Origin of the sequence: Paramaledivibacter caminithermalis DSM 15212, assembly GCF_900142245.1 — a bacterium.
Lineage (GTDB): Bacteria > Bacillota > Clostridia > Peptostreptococcales > Caminicellaceae > Paramaledivibacter > Paramaledivibacter caminithermalis.
Genome location: NZ_FRAG01000037.1, coordinates 16,745 through 36,294, shown reverse-complemented (window position 1 = coordinate 36,294; position 19,550 = coordinate 16,745). Strand labels below are relative to the sequence as shown.

Annotated in this window: 17 protein-coding genes; 2 read left to right on the top strand and 15 right to left on the bottom strand. The window is 29.0% G+C overall.

Features of this window, described 5'->3' with window-relative positions:
* Together BUB36_RS13035 and BUB36_RS13030 are read right to left on the bottom strand one after the other, a co-directional pair.
* Positions 1–201: hypothetical protein (locus BUB36_RS13035; protein ID WP_073151010.1), on the bottom strand; the 201-nt coding region annotated here is incomplete at its 3' end.
* Between the two features lie 175 nt (positions 202–376).
* The gene (locus tag BUB36_RS13030) at positions 377–1,450 is read right to left on the bottom strand and encodes a hypothetical protein (protein WP_131821271.1); all 1,074 of its coding nucleotides are present in this window, start codon (positions 1,448–1,450) and stop codon (positions 377–379) included.
* 406 nt (positions 1,451–1,856) lie between these two features.
* On the opposite strand from BUB36_RS13030, the gene ychF reads away from it, so the two are divergent.
* On the top strand, positions 1,857–2,951 hold the full coding sequence (gene ychF / locus BUB36_RS13025) for a redox-regulated ATPase YchF (RefSeq protein ID WP_073151004.1): 1,095 nt from the start codon (positions 1,857–1,859) through the stop codon (positions 2,949–2,951).
* A 703-nt stretch (positions 2,952–3,654) separates the two neighbouring features.
* On the opposite strand, the gene BUB36_RS13020 is transcribed toward ychF, so the two are convergent.
* The 8 genes from BUB36_RS13020 to BUB36_RS12990 all read right to left on the bottom strand — a co-directional run bounded on the left by BUB36_RS13020 (position 3,655) and on the right by BUB36_RS12990 (position 11,494).
* Entirely contained in the window at positions 3,655–4,392 is a 738-nt protein-coding gene (locus BUB36_RS13020; RefSeq protein WP_073151001.1) for a hypothetical protein, read from the bottom strand.
* Positions 4,393–4,488: 96 nt separating this feature from the next.
* Positions 4,489–4,980 (bottom strand): hypothetical protein, encoded by a 492-nt coding sequence (locus BUB36_RS13015; RefSeq protein WP_073150999.1) that lies wholly within the window; start codon positions 4,978–4,980, stop codon positions 4,489–4,491.
* A 71-nt stretch (positions 4,981–5,051) separates the two neighbouring features.
* Positions 5,052–6,692, bottom strand: coding sequence for an ATP-binding cassette domain-containing protein (locus tag BUB36_RS13010; protein WP_073150996.1), 1,641 nt, complete (start codon positions 6,690–6,692; stop codon positions 5,052–5,054).
* Positions 6,693–6,755: 63 nt separating this feature from the next.
* Positions 6,756–8,312 carry a putative ABC transporter permease subunit gene (locus BUB36_RS13005; protein WP_242655830.1) on the bottom strand — a complete coding sequence of 519 codons (1,557 nt, stop codon included), beginning with the start codon at positions 8,310–8,312 and terminating at the stop codon, positions 6,756–6,758.
* A gap of 40 nt (positions 8,313–8,352) precedes the next feature.
* The gene (locus tag BUB36_RS13000) at positions 8,353–9,081 is read right to left on the bottom strand and encodes an ABC transporter ATP-binding protein (RefSeq protein WP_073150991.1); all 729 of its coding nucleotides are present in this window, start codon (positions 9,079–9,081) and stop codon (positions 8,353–8,355) included.
* 109 nt (positions 9,082–9,190) lie between these two features.
* Entirely contained in the window at positions 9,191–10,531 is a 1,341-nt protein-coding gene (locus tag BUB36_RS12995) for a Cys-every-fifth radical SAM/SPASM peptide maturase CefB (RefSeq protein WP_073150988.1), read from the bottom strand.
* A gap of 578 nt (positions 10,532–11,109) precedes the next feature.
* Positions 11,110–11,238 (bottom strand): hypothetical protein, encoded by a 129-nt coding sequence (locus BUB36_RS20405; protein WP_278247840.1) that lies wholly within the window; start codon positions 11,236–11,238, stop codon positions 11,110–11,112.
* A 25-nt stretch (positions 11,239–11,263) separates the two neighbouring features.
* Positions 11,264–11,494 (bottom strand): Cys-every-fifth RiPP peptide CefA, encoded by a 231-nt coding sequence (locus tag BUB36_RS12990; RefSeq protein WP_073150985.1) that lies wholly within the window; start codon positions 11,492–11,494, stop codon positions 11,264–11,266.
* A gap of 544 nt (positions 11,495–12,038) precedes the next feature.
* Here BUB36_RS12990 and BUB36_RS12985 point away from each other — a divergent pair.
* Positions 12,039–12,290 (top strand): hypothetical protein, encoded by a 252-nt coding sequence (locus BUB36_RS12985; RefSeq protein ID WP_073150982.1) that lies wholly within the window; start codon positions 12,039–12,041, stop codon positions 12,288–12,290.
* A gap of 77 nt (positions 12,291–12,367) precedes the next feature.
* Here BUB36_RS12985 and BUB36_RS12980 read toward each other — a convergent pair whose 3' ends face one another.
* The 5 genes from BUB36_RS12980 to BUB36_RS12960 all read right to left on the bottom strand — a co-directional run bounded on the left by BUB36_RS12980 (position 12,368) and on the right by BUB36_RS12960 (position 19,206).
* On the bottom strand, positions 12,368–13,819 hold the full coding sequence (locus tag BUB36_RS12980; protein ID WP_073150979.1) for a Na+/H+ antiporter NhaC family protein: 1,452 nt from the start codon (positions 13,817–13,819) through the stop codon (positions 12,368–12,370).
* A gap of 270 nt (positions 13,820–14,089) precedes the next feature.
* Positions 14,090–15,490 (bottom strand): 2-amino-4-oxopentanoate thiolase subunit OrtB, encoded by a 1,401-nt coding sequence (gene ortB, locus BUB36_RS12975; protein WP_073150976.1) that lies wholly within the window; start codon positions 15,488–15,490, stop codon positions 14,090–14,092.
* Positions 15,491–15,793, bottom strand: a complete 303-nt coding sequence (ortA, locus tag BUB36_RS12970; protein ID WP_073150974.1) for a 2-amino-4-oxopentanoate thiolase subunit OrtA — start codon at positions 15,791–15,793, stop codon at positions 15,491–15,493.
* Between the two features lie 75 nt (positions 15,794–15,868).
* Complete coding sequence (locus BUB36_RS12965; protein WP_073150971.1) at positions 15,869–17,218, bottom strand: sigma-54-dependent transcriptional regulator; 1,350 nt, start codon at positions 17,216–17,218, stop codon at positions 15,869–15,871.
* Entirely contained in the window at positions 17,215–19,206 is a 1,992-nt protein-coding gene (locus tag BUB36_RS12960; RefSeq protein ID WP_073150969.1) for a transporter substrate-binding domain-containing protein, read from the bottom strand. Before BUB36_RS12960 ends, BUB36_RS12965 begins: the two co-directional genes overlap by 4 nt.
* Positions 19,207–19,550: the final 344 nt, after the last annotated feature.

Sequence of the window (19,550 nt, the reverse complement as noted above, 5' to 3'; positions counted from 1 at the left end):
TTTCCTATTAGAAGATTCTTTTATAATTTCATCACATATCTTCAATGCTTCTTCTACTATAGCTATTCCTATTTCATCAAGCATTTTCTTAGTATCTAAAATATATCTTGAAATGTCCTTATGCTCTGTAAATAGTTTTTCCATATTTTTATTGTTATCTTTAATGATTTTTGTCATAATTTCCTGTATAATATTATTCATGAGAATAGCTCCTTTCATATGTTTTGATGTGTTGCTTATACACTTCCATCTTAACATAAGAAGCTATTCTCTTTTTATTTTTTTCCTACAATAATTTTACACTAAGTCAACTCGCCAAGCTAGTTAATTAATTTTTTTGTGAAATAACTTAGGGGGTTTTAATATTTCAAGTAAATTAATCTTTTAAATTGGTTATCCTTATTTTATATTCAAGTTCATTTAATAAGTTTTCACCTATTCCCCACCCATTTATATAATAAATATTTATAGATTCCTTTTTTGCTGTCTTTTCTATTAACTTATTCATCTTATACTGGTCAATGATATTATCATGAAAATTTAAAACACTACTAATTATAATGTTTTCAACTCCTCTTCCCTTTAGTTTCTTAATAGACCTTATAATATGACTTTTTTCATCGTCAAACCTTATACGAATTATTCTATCTTTTTCGAGCCTTAATTTCTCAATTCTACGAATAACTTCATTACTAAAAACACTTTGTTTATAAGGGTTTTCTGTATTTGACATCAACAATATCACACCTGTAGAATCCATTTTTTCATTACCTGCTTTTCTAATCACCTTTTCTGTTATTTGGGTCAATAGCTTTTTGCTCTTCCAAAGAAAAGGGGTGATTTTTATTTCTATATCACTATTAGCATAGTTTTTATCAATGATATCCTTAAGTGTCCTATAATCCTCAGTTTCACTAAGCATTAATGGTACTAGAATTATTTTTTCATAATCATGACTTAGTCTATTGAGCTCTTCATTTATAAATGGTATTGTATTAGAATATGCAGAGTGCAAATCATAACCCTCTCCTAAGCGTAATCTTAAATTATCCTCAATTCTGTTACATAAATCTACATATTTACTACTCCCCATATTTTCATATGCAATTTTAAATTTAAAAACCTCAATCGGAGCATTAATCTTTTTGATTATAGATTTCTTGCTATATACATTTCTAAAAATAATTGAAAAATCAAATATAGGTGGTTCACCAGGTGAATATATTATCACAGCAGGTTTTGATAATCTTTCTTTATTTCTTTCAAATCTATTTTGGTTGTTACAGCCTTCATAACTCCTAATAACAGAATAATACAATAGGATATTGCCTAAAATATATCCTAGAATAAGCCCACAAAAAATTAGAGAAATATAATTAAATTTAAATTTAGTATATTTAAAAATATTTATAGTTATTAAAGTAAATGCTATAATAAAAAGTCTTTCCATATTTCCTTGAAAAACAAAAATCCCTATTATTAGTAAGCCTAGTATTAAGGATTTTACAAATAAAAATAATCTATTATCAATAAATATCATCTCCTTAAATCAGAGTAGTACCTACTGAAAAATCTTTATCATTTGAGAAACTTGCATAATTAACACTAATAATTTTGAAATACAATATGTAGATAGCTTTCTTGACTCTATCTACTACATTTTGCACTTCAAAATTTTTTAAAGGTATTATGCAATTTCCTCATTTATATATTTTTATTTTCTAGATAAATAAAATATGTTTATATACATATATAAAACATCATGCAGCTATTGATTTACATATATAATTGCATTATAATTTATTCTGTATGTAAATCGCTATAATTTAATTATAGAATCGAAAGGAAGAATATTTATGAAGTTAGGAATAGTGGGATTGCCTAATGTAGGGAAAAGTACCCTTTTCAATGCTATTACTAAGGCTGGTGCAGAATCTGCAAATTACCCATTTTGTACTATAGAACCAAATGTGGGTGTTGTATCAGTTCCAGATGAAAGATTAGAAGTATTACAAAAGATATACGACTCTAAGAAGATTGTTCATACAGCCATCGAGTTCTATGATATAGCAGGTCTTGTTAAAGGTGCGTCTAAGGGTGAAGGCCTAGGAAATCAGTTCCTTGGGCACATTAGAGAGGTTGCGGCTATAATCCATGTGGTAAGATGCTTTGAAGATGAAAATGTAGTTCATGTCGACGGTGAAATAGGACCTCTAAAGGATATTGAAACTATAAATCTTGAGCTTATTTTCTCAGACGAAGAGTTGATAGATAGAAGAATTACTAAGACAAGAAAGGCTCTTAAGGGCGATAAAAGCCTTCAAAGGGAACTATCAATACTTGAAAGAATTAAAGCTACTCTTGAGCAAGGAATTAGCGTAAGAGCTATGGAATTTAGTGATGAAGAATGGGCGTTTGTAAAAACTCTTCAATTACTATCTGCTAAACCAATCATATACTGTGCTAATGTATCCGAGGATGATTTAGTTGAAAATGGTGGAGAAAATAAATATGTTAAAGAAGTTAGAAATTTTGCTAAGACTGAAGGTGCTGAGGTAGTAGTAATCAGCGCCAAGATCGAGCAGGAAATAGCTGAGCTTGACGATAAAGAAAAGTATGCATTCCTAGAGGAACTAGGCCTTAAAGAATCTGGCTTAGATAAGCTAATAAGGTCAAGCTATCACCTTCTAGACCTAATCAGCTTCTTAACAGCTGGTCCACAGGAAGTAAGGGCTTGGACTATTAAAAGAGGTACTAAAGCTCCCAAGGCAGCTGGTAAAATCCATTCTGATATTGAAAGAGGATTTATACGAGCTGAAACCATTGCATATGAAGACCTTAAAGAGCATGGTACTATGTCAGCAGCTAAAGAAAAAGGACTTGTTAGACTAGAGGGTAAAGAATATGTTGTTAAGGATGGAGATGTGATATTATTTAGATTTAACGTGTAAATAAAAACGTCCACAACTTTAAAATACCAATATCTACAAACCTGTATTTATCAAGGTTTAAGGCATTAATCATCAATCAAATATCGTAATTCATATAGTAATTACTGCAATTTTACTGCAATTAGAGAAAAACACCTCTGAAATTAACATTCGGAGGTGTCTTTTATTTGAATACTACATTTAGTTTTTATACTGCTTCCTCTTTCTTATCTAAGGAAATGTGGCTGTAAATATCCAATGGCGTTGTTAAAGACAAGGAGACAGGTTTGTTGTCCTGCTCTCTTACTTTCTAAATCTTATGAATAACACTTTTAGATATTCCTGTTATCCTAGATATTTGTCTTAAAGTAACTCCTTTTACCTTTTTATTTTTCTTATTATCTCATTCCTTTTATATTTTTCTAGCTTTTATAATTCTCTTATATCCTCAATCCCCAGTTTTCTTATATACTTTCGCTTCATCATCTGTTATTCGTATTTTTTCTTTATATTATAATTATTCATTATTGTTTTCTTCTCTCTAATATTTTTTAAACCTTCCTATAAACGATTTACCGTCGTTTTTTTAGGATACATTAATTTGACTTTGAGTAGAAAAATTTTCTGTGTCACAAAATATATTATACAATTTCCTCACCATTTAAAAAATATATGCATAAATTATTTCATTTGTGCTGATTAAATTTATTTACTACTCCCTAATTTAATGAAATTTTTTTACATATTCTAACCACTCATTAAAAAATTCATCTTCTTTTTTACCTATTACTGATTCAATATCTCCTTCTGCAAGAAGTAATTTATTTATTATCTCAACATCATACTGTTTAACTAGATATTCCATCAATAAATAACCTATACTATAAATGTTATATTTCATTTCACTAATTTCCTTAAATGAATCAGGCAATTCATTAGGTATTATTTTTTGGTTAGCCTCATACAAGGCTATACTTTCTTGCAACCATTTTGGTACTTTTCTATTCTTGATTACTAAGTCAGTTATACAATGTGTAAATTCATGAACAGCAACACCATTAACTATTTGCTCATAAGTATGTACCAACCCCTTAGCATTTGGAGAAACCATTTTAAACTCCTTTTCAGAAATTTTTTTTCCAACTATATATTTAGGAGCTCGTGTTAAACCAATATTTTTATGAAATTCTTTTAATGTTGGATAAACCTTTACAGTAATTTTAGATACTTTCCTAGTCAATCCTAAATCATGTAATACTTTTTCATAGTTGTTTTTTAAACTTTGTTCAATATCATACATATAAGCATGATCTTTTTCATAACAAACAAACTTAAATTTTTCTGTTTCTTTTATATAATAATTATCTTCTAATCTATACTCATCAATGGCAGTTGAACAACTTATAACTAACATCCCAATAACAGCAATTATAATGATCCAAATTATATTTTTAAGTTTCATAATTTCTCCCTCCATCGATTATGCTGTTATACAAACCTACGCTTTAAAAGGAGTTTTTTTATAAATCTTGCAAATAGGCAATATCATCATGTATACTCAATTACTTTTTTCTACAATCTTTTGTTTAAATTCTTTTATAGCATCAAGATTTTTTCCTTTGATAATAATAATAGTATTTCTATTATTATATACATTATAGTATACTCCGTCGTGTTTATATTCTCTATAATGGATATTAAGTATAGATAAATCTAATTTTTTACCAAATTTCAAAATTCTACTATTTGAATCTATTACTTCTTTATAAAACTTTGTAGCATTTTTTTGAGATTTAAATGTAATCATTATAAAATCAACTTCATAATCATTTACATAAACCCTTTTCTCAATAATATCTTTAACTAAGCTACTATCATATTCATTCAATGTATCTAAATCTATCATTTTATAATTTAGTTCATTCTCTAAAATTTGTTTAGCACTAAAAACAGTTTTTGGAAATTTAACATCAAATAAAAATTTGTACCCTATGATTAATACAACAACAATTAAAATTATGTATCCAAGTATTTTAAGAGCTTTATTCATATTATTTATTCCCCCTTTACCTTTACATTCTAGTTTATCTTTTTTTATACGTTTAGCTAGCCAAGTATACTTTAAACTGTATATTTATATTTTGCTGGTTCTAATTTAATAATCTCATCGGATATATTTATCAATGATTCATCATGGGTTACCATAATGATGATCTTATTATCTTTAATCTCTTTTAAAATCTCCTTCAACTTATTAGTACTAAATTGATCTAAAGCTGATGTTGGCTCATCTAGTACAATTAAATCTGGTTCTTTTATTACCGCCCTTATAATTGAAATTTTTTGTTTCTCACCTCCTGAAATATTGCTGGATTTGCCATATATTTTCATTTTTTTATCTTCACCAAATCGTTTAATAATTGTTTCTCCAGATAACTTTTTCATCCATTCACTAATTGTTTTCTTTTTTAATTCTTTATTTCCCAAAATTATATTGTTTATTAGTGTATCATTAAAAAGCACAGGCTCCTGCTCAGATACTCCTATAAGTTTCCTGCGGATATTATACATATCTAACTGTTCTATACTTTTATCATTGTAAAAAACTTTCCCTTGATATTTTTCTCCTACTAATCCCAACAACAATTCAATCAAAGTACTCTTTCCTGTACCATTTTCTCCAATAATACAATATATTTTTCCTTTTTCAAACTTATAACTGAATGACTCAAGAATTTTAGGACCTTTTTCATAAGAAAAGTGAATATCTTTTAGTTCAATAGAGTTAATACTATCTAATTTAATTAAACCATTTTGCTCAACCTTCATTTCTAAAAGTTCATCTAAACGTTTTTGAGAAACCTTTGTTCTTTGATAATTTTTACTGAAATCTAGTGTATTTCTAATACCTTTAATGACAACAGTAAAATAGTTATTAATCATAGTAAATTCTCCTATGCTCAATTTTCCTTTTATAATTGCCATTCCTCCAAAGAAAAAAAGAACTAGACGAAATAGATTATTAATTATATTATCACAACTGCTAAAAAGACTAGATACACGGGCATGCCTTAATGCTATAGCAAATAATTTATTAAAACTAAGCTTAATCTGATTTCCTAAATAATCATGAATAGAATGGAATTTAACTTGTTTTATATTTAGCAACTGTTCATTCATTTGTCCTATAAAATGATCCTGTTCCTCTTTAAGAATATATGCAATATTAAAAAGTGAAGATTTAAAACTTAAATACAATATCAAATATAATGGAACTAATACAACAAGTGATATAGCTATAATATTATTAATTTTAAATAATACGATTACTGCTATTAAAAATGAAATCCACTTAAAACACATACCAATAACATCATTTATTAAAAATGAAATTACATTGTTTGAATCTAAATTTATTCTCTGGTTAAGATAAGTCGCATTTACTTTTTTGAAAAAGCTTAAGGGTAATTTTTTTACATGTTCTAATATATCATAATTTAAATCAAATGCTGTTTTAGCTTCAAACCTAATAGAAAGCATTTGAAATACATAAGAAAGTATGGTCTTACTTGTCCCAATAAAAAGAATAATTAGTGAAAATATATATATCAATTCCATAGTTTTCGTGTTTAATAAGTAATCTATATATCGCCCTGTAATATACGGAGAAACTAGAGTAATCCCCCATATTAGTGTGCTTAATAATATATAAAAAAACAAATCTAATTTATAGCTTAATAAATATCTAAAATATTTCCTCATCTATCCACCTACCTTTTACTACCAATAACTTCCATATTAAAAATAAATTACTCTTTATTTGACTTAAATTTCTAAATTGTGCATAATATTTTCGCATTTTTTCAATAAAAAAACATGAGCTAAACTATTTAACATTAAAAATACAACATAGTAATATATATATACTCCGAATAATGTAAGATTTAATCTAAACTGTATACTTACAAAAAATATAATAATTAAAATAGAAATTATAAAATGAACTAAAATATTAATATTCTTCTTAAAAAGTAAAATTTTCTGATGAACTAAAAGGTGAGGATTAAGTATATCAATATACAATCCAACATATCCTATAAAATACATTCCTAAAATCGATGGAATACATGCTCCTAAAAGATAAATCAATTTCAAATCAAAATAATTTATAAACGCGTATATATAAATAGGTATACTTATTGAAGCTAAAATAATTCCCGCTAATATTTTCGAGTAAAATTGTACTCTATATGGCAAAGGAATATATTTCATAAAATAAATTTCATGTCCTTCTCTTGATAAGGCAGTAGCAGCAATTTTATTAGATACAAATCCAATAAGCAAAAAAACAATAAATATAGTAACTCGATTTTCTATAGGCATCATTAGTTTCATATTTAAAATTTCATTTTTAGATTCTAATTTAAATCTAAAAACACATAAAAAAATTGAAGGTAAAACTATATTTATTAGAAAACAATTTAAAAAAAATTCAGGTGTTCTTAGAATTAGAATAATTTCTTTTAAAGTATATGTAATCCATGGAAATTTTTTAATATTATAAATTCTTATATTTTTTTTCTTTTTTACATTATCTATTTTTCTTTTTCTATTTTCATATAAACTATCTACATAGTACCTTTGCCCAATTAGTAAATATATTGAAATACATCCAAATACAACTATATTATAAATTATTATAAGTAATATTTTTCCAATAAAACTCTGGGTATTAATATGTAAAAAAGCTAAAAAATTTATATTTGAATTAATTTCTATAGTTTGATTAATACTTTCTATACTTATAAATTCATCTAAATTTACTTTCCCAGCTAAAAAAAACCCAACAATGATAAAAAATATAATATTTGATATAATTTTAACAATATCATGACGAACTGTAGTTCCTAGAAACCTCACAAAAATAATATTTAAAGTCATAATTAAACATACCGGTATAAATGGTATAGTTATAAAAAAACAAAATATAGTGATGTAGTAGAATATAGACATACTCATTATTATTCCATAATTTATAAAAAAAGGAAAAGTAAAAATAAATAATAATAGCCAAATTCTACTTACAACAAATAATAATTTAGATATTAAAATTTCTCTATAGTGAATAGGTAACGATAAAAAGAATTCTATATCCTTATTAAAATATAACACACTTCCTCCAAGGTACAATCCATTGAATAAACTTATAACAAATATACCACGAATTAACATCTTAACAATTGAGTAGAGTTTTTCCACATCGTTCAAGGTATATTTAATATTTAAAATAATATTATAAGAATATTTATATAAAACTAAAAAGCTTATACCTACCAAAATTAAAGCAATATAACTTCTGCGTGAATCTCTCTTAACAAACATCATATTGTTGATGTGCAGAATTTTTGTTATATGCCATATATTAATCATTATTATTAGTCACCTCTAAAAATATTTTTTCTAAACATGTATCACAACTAATATTATCTCTTATTTGCTCCAATTTCCCCTCTAATACAATTTTACCCTTATTAATTATCGCAATTCTATTACATAATCGCTCTACAACTTCAAGAATATGAGAAGAAAAAAGAACCAATTTGTTTTCTTTTGTATATTCCTTTATACAAGTTTTAATCTGATATGATGATTTTGGATCTAATCCCGTTAATGGTTCATCCATAACCAATATTGTAGGCTCATGAATTAATGCTCCTATAATATTTAATTTTTTTTTCATGCCATATGAATACTCTTTTATATATCTATCCAACACATAATATATTTCAAAACATTCTCCATAATATTTAATTAATTTATGACGTTTTTTGTGTTCTACACAATAAATATCAGCTATAAAATTTAGATATTCTCTTCCCCGCAAGCGCTCAAAATTAGCTATTTCATCGGAAACATATCCAATCATCGCCTTAATTTTTACAGGATTCTTTGCTAGACATTCACCCATAACCATAATATCTCCCTCAGTTACGGGTATTATACCCATAAGCATTCTTAATAACGTTGTCTTACCTGCACCATTTGGACCAATGAGCCCATAAATCTGTCCACTTTTAATTTTTAAATTTAATTCTTCAATAGCTGTACAACCATTGCTATAACGTTTTGTCACATTCTTAAATTCAATCATAACTTTCTTCCTTTCACGTTTATGTCCTTTAAAAGATTTGTTCTCATATTTTAACAAAACACTAAAACTTAATATAAATTATTCTTTTTATCTCTTTAGTCTATATTTTTTAAGCATTTTTTTTATTACAAATATAATCTAACTTTCCTTTAAAGTACTTTAATATTTGTTTTTCTATAACTCCTTTAACTTTAAAACACCCTGGTGCATCATAGGTACTATAATGATTGTAGCTAATAGCTCCACACCCACCTCCACATGCAGGAAGATATATACATCCCCTACACTCTGGGGTATTTAAAGGGTTTCTAGCCATCCAATTATAATATGTAAATGATATATCTTGAGTTTCACCTTTCTCACCTATCACCGCTATTTTATGCTCCTCTTCTCCTACTTGTTCCCAACACTTATAAAGGTCTCCCGTAGGTGCTATACTAAAGGCTGAATCACTATATAACCCACAATAAATCCATTTTTTAGCAGGTTTTAAATACATCCTAAATCCTCGTTCTTCAGCTGCCTTCCATAGTTCATCTAAAATATCTCCTAAATCTTCCTCTGAAAAACAATATCCAGAATAAGAAGAACAAGCCTTGGTTTCCCCTCTTACTATACCGAAGTCAATTCTACAAGATGTTAAGCCATATTCTTTTAATAAGTCTAATAATTCATAAACATTATCTATATTTGTTTTATCAATGTTAATTCTTATTAAAGGCTTAACTATATCATTTCTCTGACTAATCTTTTGAAGATTTTTGATAATAATATCAAAGCTTCCTTGTCCACCTTTAAACATTCTTCTATTATCATGTATTTCTTTTGTACCGTCTAATGTAATTTGAATTGTTTGACAATTATAGTTTTTAAGTATATCTATTATTTCATCATTTATAAGAGTTCCATTTGTTATAATACCACTATATAATTTTTTTCCAGTTTCTTCACAAAATTTATTAATTTCCTCTAAAAGTTTTTTTCCCGCATCAAAGTTTATCAAAGGTTCTCCTCCGAATAAATTTAAATGTATTGATTTAACTTTCCTATGTTCAGCTTGTGACTTAATAAAATCAATTACATTATTTAATGTATCTGGTGTCATGCGATTATTTTTAATTTCTCCTGCTCCTTCATAACAATAGACACACTTCAAGTTGCACTCCCATGTAAGTAGCACTGTAACATGCAATATATCACTTGTAAATTTTAATTTATTATGATAATATTCAAAGTATTTTAACTCATCAACATTGTCATCAATTAATATATTCTTTTCCTTATAAATCTTTATAGTATCTGAATCTAACTTTTCTACTTCACCTTTCTCAATTATATTCTTGACTTTTTTATCTATTATAAATGTCTCCCCATGTAACGTATTAAATAAAATAACCTTATCTTCTGTACGTTCTATTGGTATAAACAAATTATATCTTGAAAATTTCATATTCTCTCACCTTTCCTTATCTATTTTATTGTAAATATACAAGATTAAACCAAATTCGAATGCTAAATTTTTATATACTTTTCCCAAAATTTTTTAGCTATAGATAAACAACACTAACATTTAAAATAAATTTCAAAGAAAATAATGAACGCTTCTAAATTTTTTATTTGAAATTTATTAAACCTTGAAGTTGTTTATCTTTATAAGATTTACATAGTAAAACTTAATTTATACATATCAAAATATCCAGAGCTTTTAAGGATTTTTGATGTGTATAAATTAACTGTTTTACTAGAACATCTATATATAGCTTCTTGAACAACTATTTTAAACAAAAGTAAAATGCTGCATTTATCCTATAAAAAATATTTTTTGAAAAATGACTAATAAGTTGTAATACATAAAATTAATCAAATTGTTGATTTAAAACCATTGATTATAAAATATAAAATTTATCACTTCCAATTTCGCTATAGAAAAGTGCAGCACTATAATCACTTATTCGACAAGTTAATTGTATAGAAGAGTAGGTTTTTAAAACCATACTCTTCTTATTAAGTAGTCTCTTTATTTTCTAATTAATTTAATCCACATGCATTGGCAGCACACGCATTTACAAGGCAAAAACACAAAAGCTCAGTTATTTCATCGATATCTGTGTCAATCGGGTTATCTAGGTCATAAATGCTCTCTAGATATTCGCTCATAGGTAATCCCCCTTTTTTTTAGATTTTAAATACATGGTCCAAAATCAATAGCACAGCCATCAACTGGTACACAGCCATCTAACGCACATGCTTCAATAATGCATCCATCTGCAGCACAACCATTTCCTCCACAACCCTGAATACCGCAGCCATCAGCAACGCATCCAACAGCACCACATGCTTTACCGACACAAGCTTGTCCTCCACATCCAGTAATTTCAAGATTGCCATATGGATTGCCGAGATAATTTGACATAGTTCTCCCCCCTTTCATATCTGGGGTATTTCAAAAATATAAATATAACCCCTACCCCAATCATTAATTTATATGTTAAATTTTGCCACTGTTTAAAAAACAAACTTACTCCCATTATTATTAATATTAAAAATAATGGATTAAATAAGTATTAAAAAGTGGCAAAAAATTTGATCTTATATAATCTCTAAATCATTTTATTTTTCAAGGATTATTTTTCATATTTTTTAATTTTATTCAAATTTAGTAAAATTATATTGTTATATCTATAATTATGTATTTATATGTAAATTATATCATTATTTAAATTAAATACAAGTTGAACTTTTCGTCAAAGTTTTACATTTTCCCTAAAATTGCTGATTTTATAATTTTTTCTTCCAAATTTCTGTATTAATTCCTTCTATCTTTTTCTAGCTTTTGTAGGACGAAAAATCTATTTCCTTATCCCTAATTTTATATTCTATGTAATTAATAGTTCCAAAATATATAGTTTTTACATATTATATCAGTAGATTTACTTTTCAAAGAAAGGAGTTTAAGAATGAACCATGATAAATATACCATGGTTAGCGGTATAATAAAAAAATTCTATATGAACAATCAAAGAAAATCTCTACTAGTAGTAGATGAAAAAGGATTTGAATATATATTTCATATCAATCAATACACAATAATAATGACTTTTGAAAATCTTAAAATAAGTCAGGTTGTAGATATTATTTTCAATGGTATACTAACAAGAAGTCTTCCACCCCAAGGAAATGCAATAATAATTAATGCCCTAAAAGTGTAAAGAACAAAGGCGTCTGACGACGACTTTGTTCTTATTTGCAGCACTATTTATGGCAATAGGAACCGTATTCTATATAATTATTTTGTTGCTTTTTCTTCAAAATCTTCTAATGTTCTACCTTTCATATTATCATTTTTCCCAATTCCAAGGACAATACTTCCCAGCATTACAGCAAGCATCGCAAAGGCATAAAATACAAATGGTGTAACTTCCATGGCTGTCAAAGGATGAACTCCATCCTTTGTAAATCCAATAGTATAAATAATAGCTGGTGTCCAAGGTAAAGAATATACCAATGTACAGGATGTAGCATCCAATAAGTTTGCTGTTCTATATGGACTTATTCCATGTTTGCGTGATAATGGTTTTGCAAATGATCCACCTACTGCAAGGATGGCAGGTGCATTTAATCCCATTAATGCAGATAATGAAATAATCATACCTGCAATAGTAAATTCTGAACCCCTTGGAGTTTTTGCAATTTTTCCAAGTGATTTAAGAAGCTTAACATCTCCATGTCCTTCACGCATAATTGCAATAGATCCAAATAATAAAATGGCAAGTAATACAACCTGAATCATACTGTTAATACCTGTATAAATAACTCCGTCAACTGTCCTATCTAATCCAGAACCAACAACCCTAAACAATGCTTTTTTAGTAACCTCTGCACCTGGGTCGATTTGCACAAAATCCATAATTCCAGTAACCACTGCTGTAAAACCTGCTAAAACTATTCCAACCGTTGTTGCTATTATGATATCACCTGATTTAATTGCAACATAGATTGTAATTGCAACAGGGATTAACATTAATAATGCCACTGAATCATATTCAATTGCCCCAACTGGAGTACCTGAACCACTTGATGTCATTCCAAAAATAATAATTCCAATTAAAGTAATAGCCCCAGCTGTTAATGCATATTTAAGTCTTGAACGAACAACTCCAGGTACATCTACACCTTGAGACGTTGCTGAACATATGGTTGTATCAGAAACTGGCGCAAGATTATCACCAAAGGCTCCACCTGATACAATTGCTCCTGCAAGTAATGCTGGATGAGCTCCTAAAGCTACACCTGCTGGATAGAGAACACCCATACCTGCTGCGATAGTCCCAAAGCCTGTACCTGATGCTGTTGCAAATAGAGCCGATGCTAAAAATGAAATAATAATAAAAAATGTTCCACTCATTCCGAGGTTAGCAGCTAACCCTGCGATACCTGCAGCTAATCCAGATTCCCTTAAAATCCTAGAAAATACTCCTGCAAATATCCAACAAACTACTGGAATAATAGCCTCTTTGCTCGACATTCCCTTAATGATTGTCTCACTGTAGAGTTTTTTGTCTTTTGCAAAGAAAAATGCTACTATCAATGCCATAAATGCAGGAATCCATAATGCACCATTAGAAATAGAACCAAACACAAATGTTGTTAAAATTATAAGTACTAAAAAAACGATAAAAGGTACAAAGGACATCCATTCTCCACCATAAAACTCAAGTTTTTTACTATCTTTTGACATATAACTCCTCCTTTATAGTTTTTCATAATTTGAGTAAACTGCATAGTTTTGTCCTTTTAAATTCACCATTTTATTTATATGGCTTTAGGTTGCTAAATCCATATCTTTATTTGTTATGCAATTTCCTCACTTATTATTACAGCAATAGTCATGCCAATATTTAATTTTAAAAAACATTGATATTAATACTATTATTCTGAATTTTTTATATAAGAAGAAAAAAATTGCTACGCAATATATTTCCACATAGCAATTTTTTTCGTAGTTTTTTTACTTGCTAAGTAATTCTTTTACTCTATCAACGGATTCTTTAATCTCATCGGCAATATACTGGATATCAACCTCATCTAAATCTGAAAGCTTCATATCTCCTATTATATTCTTAACATACTTTGCTTTAAGCTTTTCTAGATCTAACCTCTTTGCATTAATTTGATCAAACGATGTAGGAAGTACTATTGTTTTTCCAGGAACATTTTCTTCAGGGTCTCCTCTATAAATATGGATACCATTATTTCTAGCAAATGTCAATTGTGGCATTGGATGCTTACCAGCTCCAGTATATTCTGTTTCTTGGACAACAATAATCTTATCCTCATCCATTTCTTTAGCAAGAGATATTGCTGCTGCAAGGGATACATTACCTGCGGGTCCTCTTTCTAGCCCTTCAAGCTGAGCAAGCATTTCAGTTACATAGAATACTTCACCTTGAGTTACAGTTAAATACTCATCCATATATCTTAATACCCTAGCAGCATTTCTTGGGACATCAGCCCTATCAGGCTGTGTAGCAAAGGGTATACCAAATCCTGTATGTCCAGTTGTAAATGACTTTCTGTTAAAGTCCTTATCAGATGCCATATGTAGTCCCTTTAAATCTACTGAAGCCCCTATAATTCTACAATCCTTTGCACCTGCTTTTATCAAACCTCGAGCAGTTCCAGTTAAGTTGCCACCACCTGCATGTGTTGCTATGACTGCATCAGGGTACCTCCCTTCACGCTTTTGCATCTGCTTAGCAATTTCATATCCAAGGGTTTCTACACCAGCAATACCAAATGGCGTATAAAGGGATGCATTGAAAAATCCAGTTTCTTCAAGGAGCTTTAAGAATGTGTAGAATAGTTCAGGACCCACAGTCAACTGAATAACTTCAGCTCCAAAAGCTTCACATTTTCTTGCCTTTTCAATAATCTCAGGCTGTCCTTTTTTGCTTGAGTCATATACTTCTTGAACAATAATACATTTTAGTCCACGCATTGCCGCTTGAGATGCAACAGCAGCCCCATAATTACCACTCGTTGCAGCTATAACACCTTTATAACCCAGTTTTTTAGCATGATAAACAGATATTGCTGCCCTTCTTGCTTTAAAAGAACCAGATGCATTTGCAGCTTCATCCTTTATGAATATTCTTGCACCTTTGCCTTGTGGAGAGTATTTTTTTATGAGTTTGTTTATATTATGTAACTCAAACAAAGGGGTATCGCCAACCTTTGTTTCCCTTTGAATCCTCTGCATTTCATCCATACTATAAGCAACATTATTCATCATTTCTTCATAGTCAAATGCAATTTTTCCTTTTTCAAAAATATCATAATCAATTCCAACGGCATCCTTCATGATGTCGTTTTTTCTACCCATTACACCTTGATAAGAGAAGTCCTTCATTTATTTACCTCCTATATCTTCTTTTAGCGCTAACCCTGTTTCTATAAGCTCTATAACAGGATAACCAAAGTCGTGGGCATATCTCGGTTTTATGTCCACTAATTTCCCCTCAGCAATTCTTCCTGACAAAGTATTGACCCTAACCGTTTCACCTATTTCAGCTTCATCATTGATTAATACACCACGAGTCCACATCTTCAGCGGAGTTTTCTTAGTATCTTTTGGTACTTGTGGTGCACGGGAATCTGCTGGTAGTACAACATTTTCAATTTCTACCCATGAACCTTTAATAGCTTTTTTCATTTTTTTACCTCCTTATTTTTTAATAAGTGTTTAATGCAAAAATAACGCCAACTTTATAGACGTTATTTCAAAAAATTATTTTAAATTATATTCTGTTATTTTATTAAATAATTGTCGTCTGCTTAAACCTATTTTCTTAGCAGTTTTTGATATATTATTATCGCACACTGCTAATGCCTTTCTTATATAGTTAATTTCAAAATCTTTTTTCGCTTCTTTATAAGGAATAAGTTCAAAATCATCAGTAACGTTATTGTTTTGATTATTAACTGATTTTTCCATTCTTAAAATCCCATCCCTTGAAAGAACAATCATGCGCTCAAGGATATTTTTTAATTCTCTTATATTGCCAGGATAATTATAGTTTATTAAAAACTCTTTAGTATGAGGCTCAATTCCTTTAATTCTTTTTTTAGTTTCCCTTGAAAGATTGTATATGAAGAAATCTATCATATCTTCAAGATCTTCTTTTCTCTCTCTCAAAGGAGGTATTTCAATATTTACAGTATTAATACGATAATAAAGATCTTCCCTAAACTCTTTCATTTGTATAGCCTTTTTCAAATCCTTATTAGTGGCTGAAATCAGACGAAAATTAACAGGTATCCTTTTATTAGATCCAATTCTCTCTATATACCTGCTGTCCAATACTCTTAGAAGCTTCACTTGAATACTTGGTGTGATTTCACCAATTTCATCAAGAAACATAGTTCCTCCGCTGGCTTCCTCAAACCTTCCAATTCTTTGGGTATTAGCACCCGTAAATGCTCCTTTTTCGTGACCAAAAAGTTCGTCTTCAAGTAAATTTTCAGAAATCGCCTGACAATTTGTCGGTAAAAATACTCCCTTTGACCTATTACTTTTATCATGAATTAATTTTGCAAATATTTCCTTACCTACCCCCGATTCACCAGTGATTAATACATTGCATGAAGATTCTGATAATGTTTCAATATCCCTTAAAATCTTTTGTATTCTTATATTCTTTGATTGATATAAAAATAATTTCGAATCTACATCCCTATTAACAATGGACTGTTGTACTTCATATTTAATAAGCCTTCTAGCCTTTTCTATTTCACTGAATAGTTTGTCTGGGTTACTGCTTTTTATAAAATATCCAAGTGCGCCTGCTTTCATCGCTAAGACAGCACTTTCAATGCTTCCATATCCAGTTACAATGATTACTTCTATTAACTCCTTAAAATTCTTTTTTATTTCATCAAGTAGATAAAACCCATCTTCACAGGGCATAATAACGTCTGTTATTACTATGGGAAAATACTCCTTTGACAGAATTTCAAGGGCTTCTCTTGCTGAACTTGCTTCACCTACAATAAAGCCCTTCTGCTCTAAAAGAATCCTATAAGTCTCTCTATACTCAATTTCATCATCTACAATTAGAATCTTAGTCAGTTCCATCATACCATCATCCTTTCTCCATCAAATGGCAATACTACCTCAAAAACTGTTTTTTTACCGTTAAAGCTTGAAACATTTATATCGCCATTTAATTTTTTTACTTCGTTATATACTATATATAATCCCAAACCTGTGCCTTTATCAGGATCTTTAGTAGTATAAAATGGATTGAATATATTTTCTATTTCTTCATCACTGAGACCTTTTCCTGTATCCTCAATGCGAAGAAAAACATTGTTATCCTTCTTATAAGCTATTATATCTATTGATCCATTTTCTTCTATTGCATCAATGGCATTGGATAAAAGATTGATTAATATATGCTTTAAGGATTCTTTATTAGAATTAATCATTAAATTTTCTTTGCAATCTAAATAGTATTTAATATTTCTTTTCATTAAAGTCTTACTCTCAAGCTCTAATAACTTTGATATCAGCTCATAAAGATTAAACCAATCCTTCAAACCATCGGTCAAGCGTGAAAACTCTAAAATATTTTCGATAATCTTACTTGCCCTTTCAACGGCTGAATCAATATAATTTAGTGACCTATCTATCTTTTCGTCATTGGAAATAGAACGTAATATATAGCTGTGGTTTCTTATTATGCCAAGGGGATTTCTTATTTCATGTCCCATTCCTGCCGCAAGCTGTCCAATGGCAGCCATTTTATTTTTTTGCAAAATCTGTCTTTCTGATAACTTCTCCTTTGTGATATTTTGAATTACTACTAAAATATTTTTCATTCTTCCAACTGTATTTTTCAAAGGATATGTTCTTACTATAAAATAATTATTTTGAAGGATTAATTCTTTTTCAAAAGAATTTTCTTCCTCAAGGGTTTTGGCTATCATATGGAGCAAATCATTGGAATTGAAATTACTAAGTACCTTATTATAATAATTGCCTATTAGATTTTCCTTTGATCTCCCTAAAAATGTAATCAAAGACTTATTAATATTAACAACTCTTAAATCAAGATCAAATAGTACAATGTATTCACTCATACCATCAAAGGTAATCTGTAAATCATTCTTGCTGTTAATAACCTCTCTTGTTCTTTTATCTACTTCATTTTTTAATAGGTAATTCCAGGTAATCATGGCTATAACTATTAAGGCTAAGATGCCTAAACCTACTACAAAATATCTGATTTTTTTACTGTAATCAGGTATTTGAACAATTGGTGCCGAAATTCCAAACCACTTCTGTTGTATATTTTCAAGCTGTCCAGATTCTTTAATAGCTGCAATCCCTTTGTTTAAAATAGGCAATAACTTTGGTTTTGATTTTGGAATTGCAAAAACAACTTCCTTCTCATACAACGGTTCATTCATGATATGAAGTTTTTCTCCTACCTCTTTATTCTTTAGCTGATAAAGCACCACAGGTTCATCTCCAGCAACTGCATCAACATCTCCTCTCAAAAGTAAATCAAGGGCACTTCCTACATCATCAACAAAAACTATATTTAAATCAGGGTAGTTTTGTAGTAACCATTCATTGACATAATCACCTTTTTGACAGGCAAAAGTCATTTCTTCAATAGGCTTGTCCTCGCCTCTTGTGACAACAACTGCACGCAAATTATAAATAGGATCAGAAAAAAGAAAAAACTCTGATCTCTTTTCACTCATAAACATATCACATAAGTCAGTTTCTCCATTTTTAAGGCTCTCAAGGGCATTTTCCCATAATAGTGGATGCACATCAATATTAACTCCAAGCTCTAGAGATAAGACACTCATGTAATCAATAACTACTCCTTTATATCGTCCGTCTTTTTTATTAACAAACCTTAATGGCGGTGCATTATTATCGGCACCGTAAATAAGAGTTCCTTCTTTGTTAAGCCAGTCTTTTTCTTCCTTAGTTAGGATGGTTTTATTTAATACGTAGTTCCTTCCATCGTTTATGGTAAATAAGATTATCAGCTGTAATACAAAAAAAACTATAACAGTAATATACTTCAATCTTCGTCCTATTTTCATAATCCACCTCACTTATTTTATTATATATACTACCATTTTACACGATATAAAGGAAAGAAAGGTGCACAATATGAATCTCTTAAACCTTATTTTTATGTCTTTATATATATCTAACATCCACTCCTAATTCTTTCAAACATAGCTATTAGCCATAACAACCCATCAATTATTATCAAGTCACTCACATGTCTGCTTGGCTGGACAAAAGCATCTAACGACAAGTTCTAGCTGCAAATTCCATGTTCTAAATTTTAAGGTCATTCTTTTAGGTCTAAAAAACTTAATTCTTGCTTTTAAAATTTTACTGGCGATAGTTTCAATTTTCCTTCTAGCCCTTTATTTTA

Bases quoted from the DNA above. Each gene is read 5' to 3' on its own strand.
- BUB36_RS12985 (WP_073150982.1), top strand. From the start codon at position 12,039: ATGAACCATGATAAATATACCATGGTTAGCGGTATAATAAAAAAATTC.
- BUB36_RS12965 (WP_073150971.1), bottom strand. From the start codon at position 17,218: ATGATGGAACTGACTAAGATTCTAATTGTAGATGATGAAATTGAGTAT.
- BUB36_RS12960 (WP_073150969.1), bottom strand. From the start codon at position 19,206: ATGAAAATAGGACGAAGATTGAAGTATATTACTGTTATAGTTTTTTTT.
- BUB36_RS13020 (WP_073151001.1), bottom strand. From the start codon at position 4,392: ATGAAACTTAAAAATATAATTTGGATCATTATAATTGCTGTTATTGGG.
- BUB36_RS12990 (WP_073150985.1), bottom strand. From the start codon at position 11,494: ATGTCAAATTATCTCGGCAATCCATATGGCAATCTTGAAATTACTGGA.
- BUB36_RS13010 (WP_073150996.1), bottom strand. From the start codon at position 6,692: ATGAGGAAATATTTTAGATATTTATTAAGCTATAAATTAGATTTGTTT.
- ychF (WP_073151004.1), top strand. From the start codon at position 1,857: ATGAAGTTAGGAATAGTGGGATTGCCTAATGTAGGGAAAAGTACCCTT.
- BUB36_RS13030 (WP_131821271.1), bottom strand. From the start codon at position 1,450: ATGGAAAGACTTTTTATTATAGCATTTACTTTAATAACTATAAATATT.
- BUB36_RS12980 (WP_073150979.1), bottom strand. From the start codon at position 13,819: ATGTCAAAAGATAGTAAAAAACTTGAGTTTTATGGTGGAGAATGGATG.
- BUB36_RS13005 (WP_242655830.1), bottom strand. From the start codon at position 8,312: ATGTTTGTTAAGAGAGATTCACGCAGAAGTTATATTGCTTTAATTTTG.
- BUB36_RS13000 (WP_073150991.1), bottom strand. From the start codon at position 9,081: ATGATTGAATTTAAGAATGTGACAAAACGTTATAGCAATGGTTGTACA.
- BUB36_RS20405 (WP_278247840.1), bottom strand. From the start codon at position 11,238: ATGAGCGAATATCTAGAGAGCATTTATGACCTAGATAACCCGATTGAC.
- BUB36_RS12995 (WP_073150988.1), bottom strand. From the start codon at position 10,531: ATGAAATTTTCAAGATATAATTTGTTTATACCAATAGAACGTACAGAA.
- BUB36_RS13015 (WP_073150999.1), bottom strand. From the start codon at position 4,980: ATGAATAAAGCTCTTAAAATACTTGGATACATAATTTTAATTGTTGTT.
- ortB (WP_073150976.1), bottom strand. From the start codon at position 15,490: ATGAAGGACTTCTCTTATCAAGGTGTAATGGGTAGAAAAAACGACATC.
- ortA (WP_073150974.1), bottom strand. From the start codon at position 15,793: ATGAAAAAAGCTATTAAAGGTTCATGGGTAGAAATTGAAAATGTTGTA.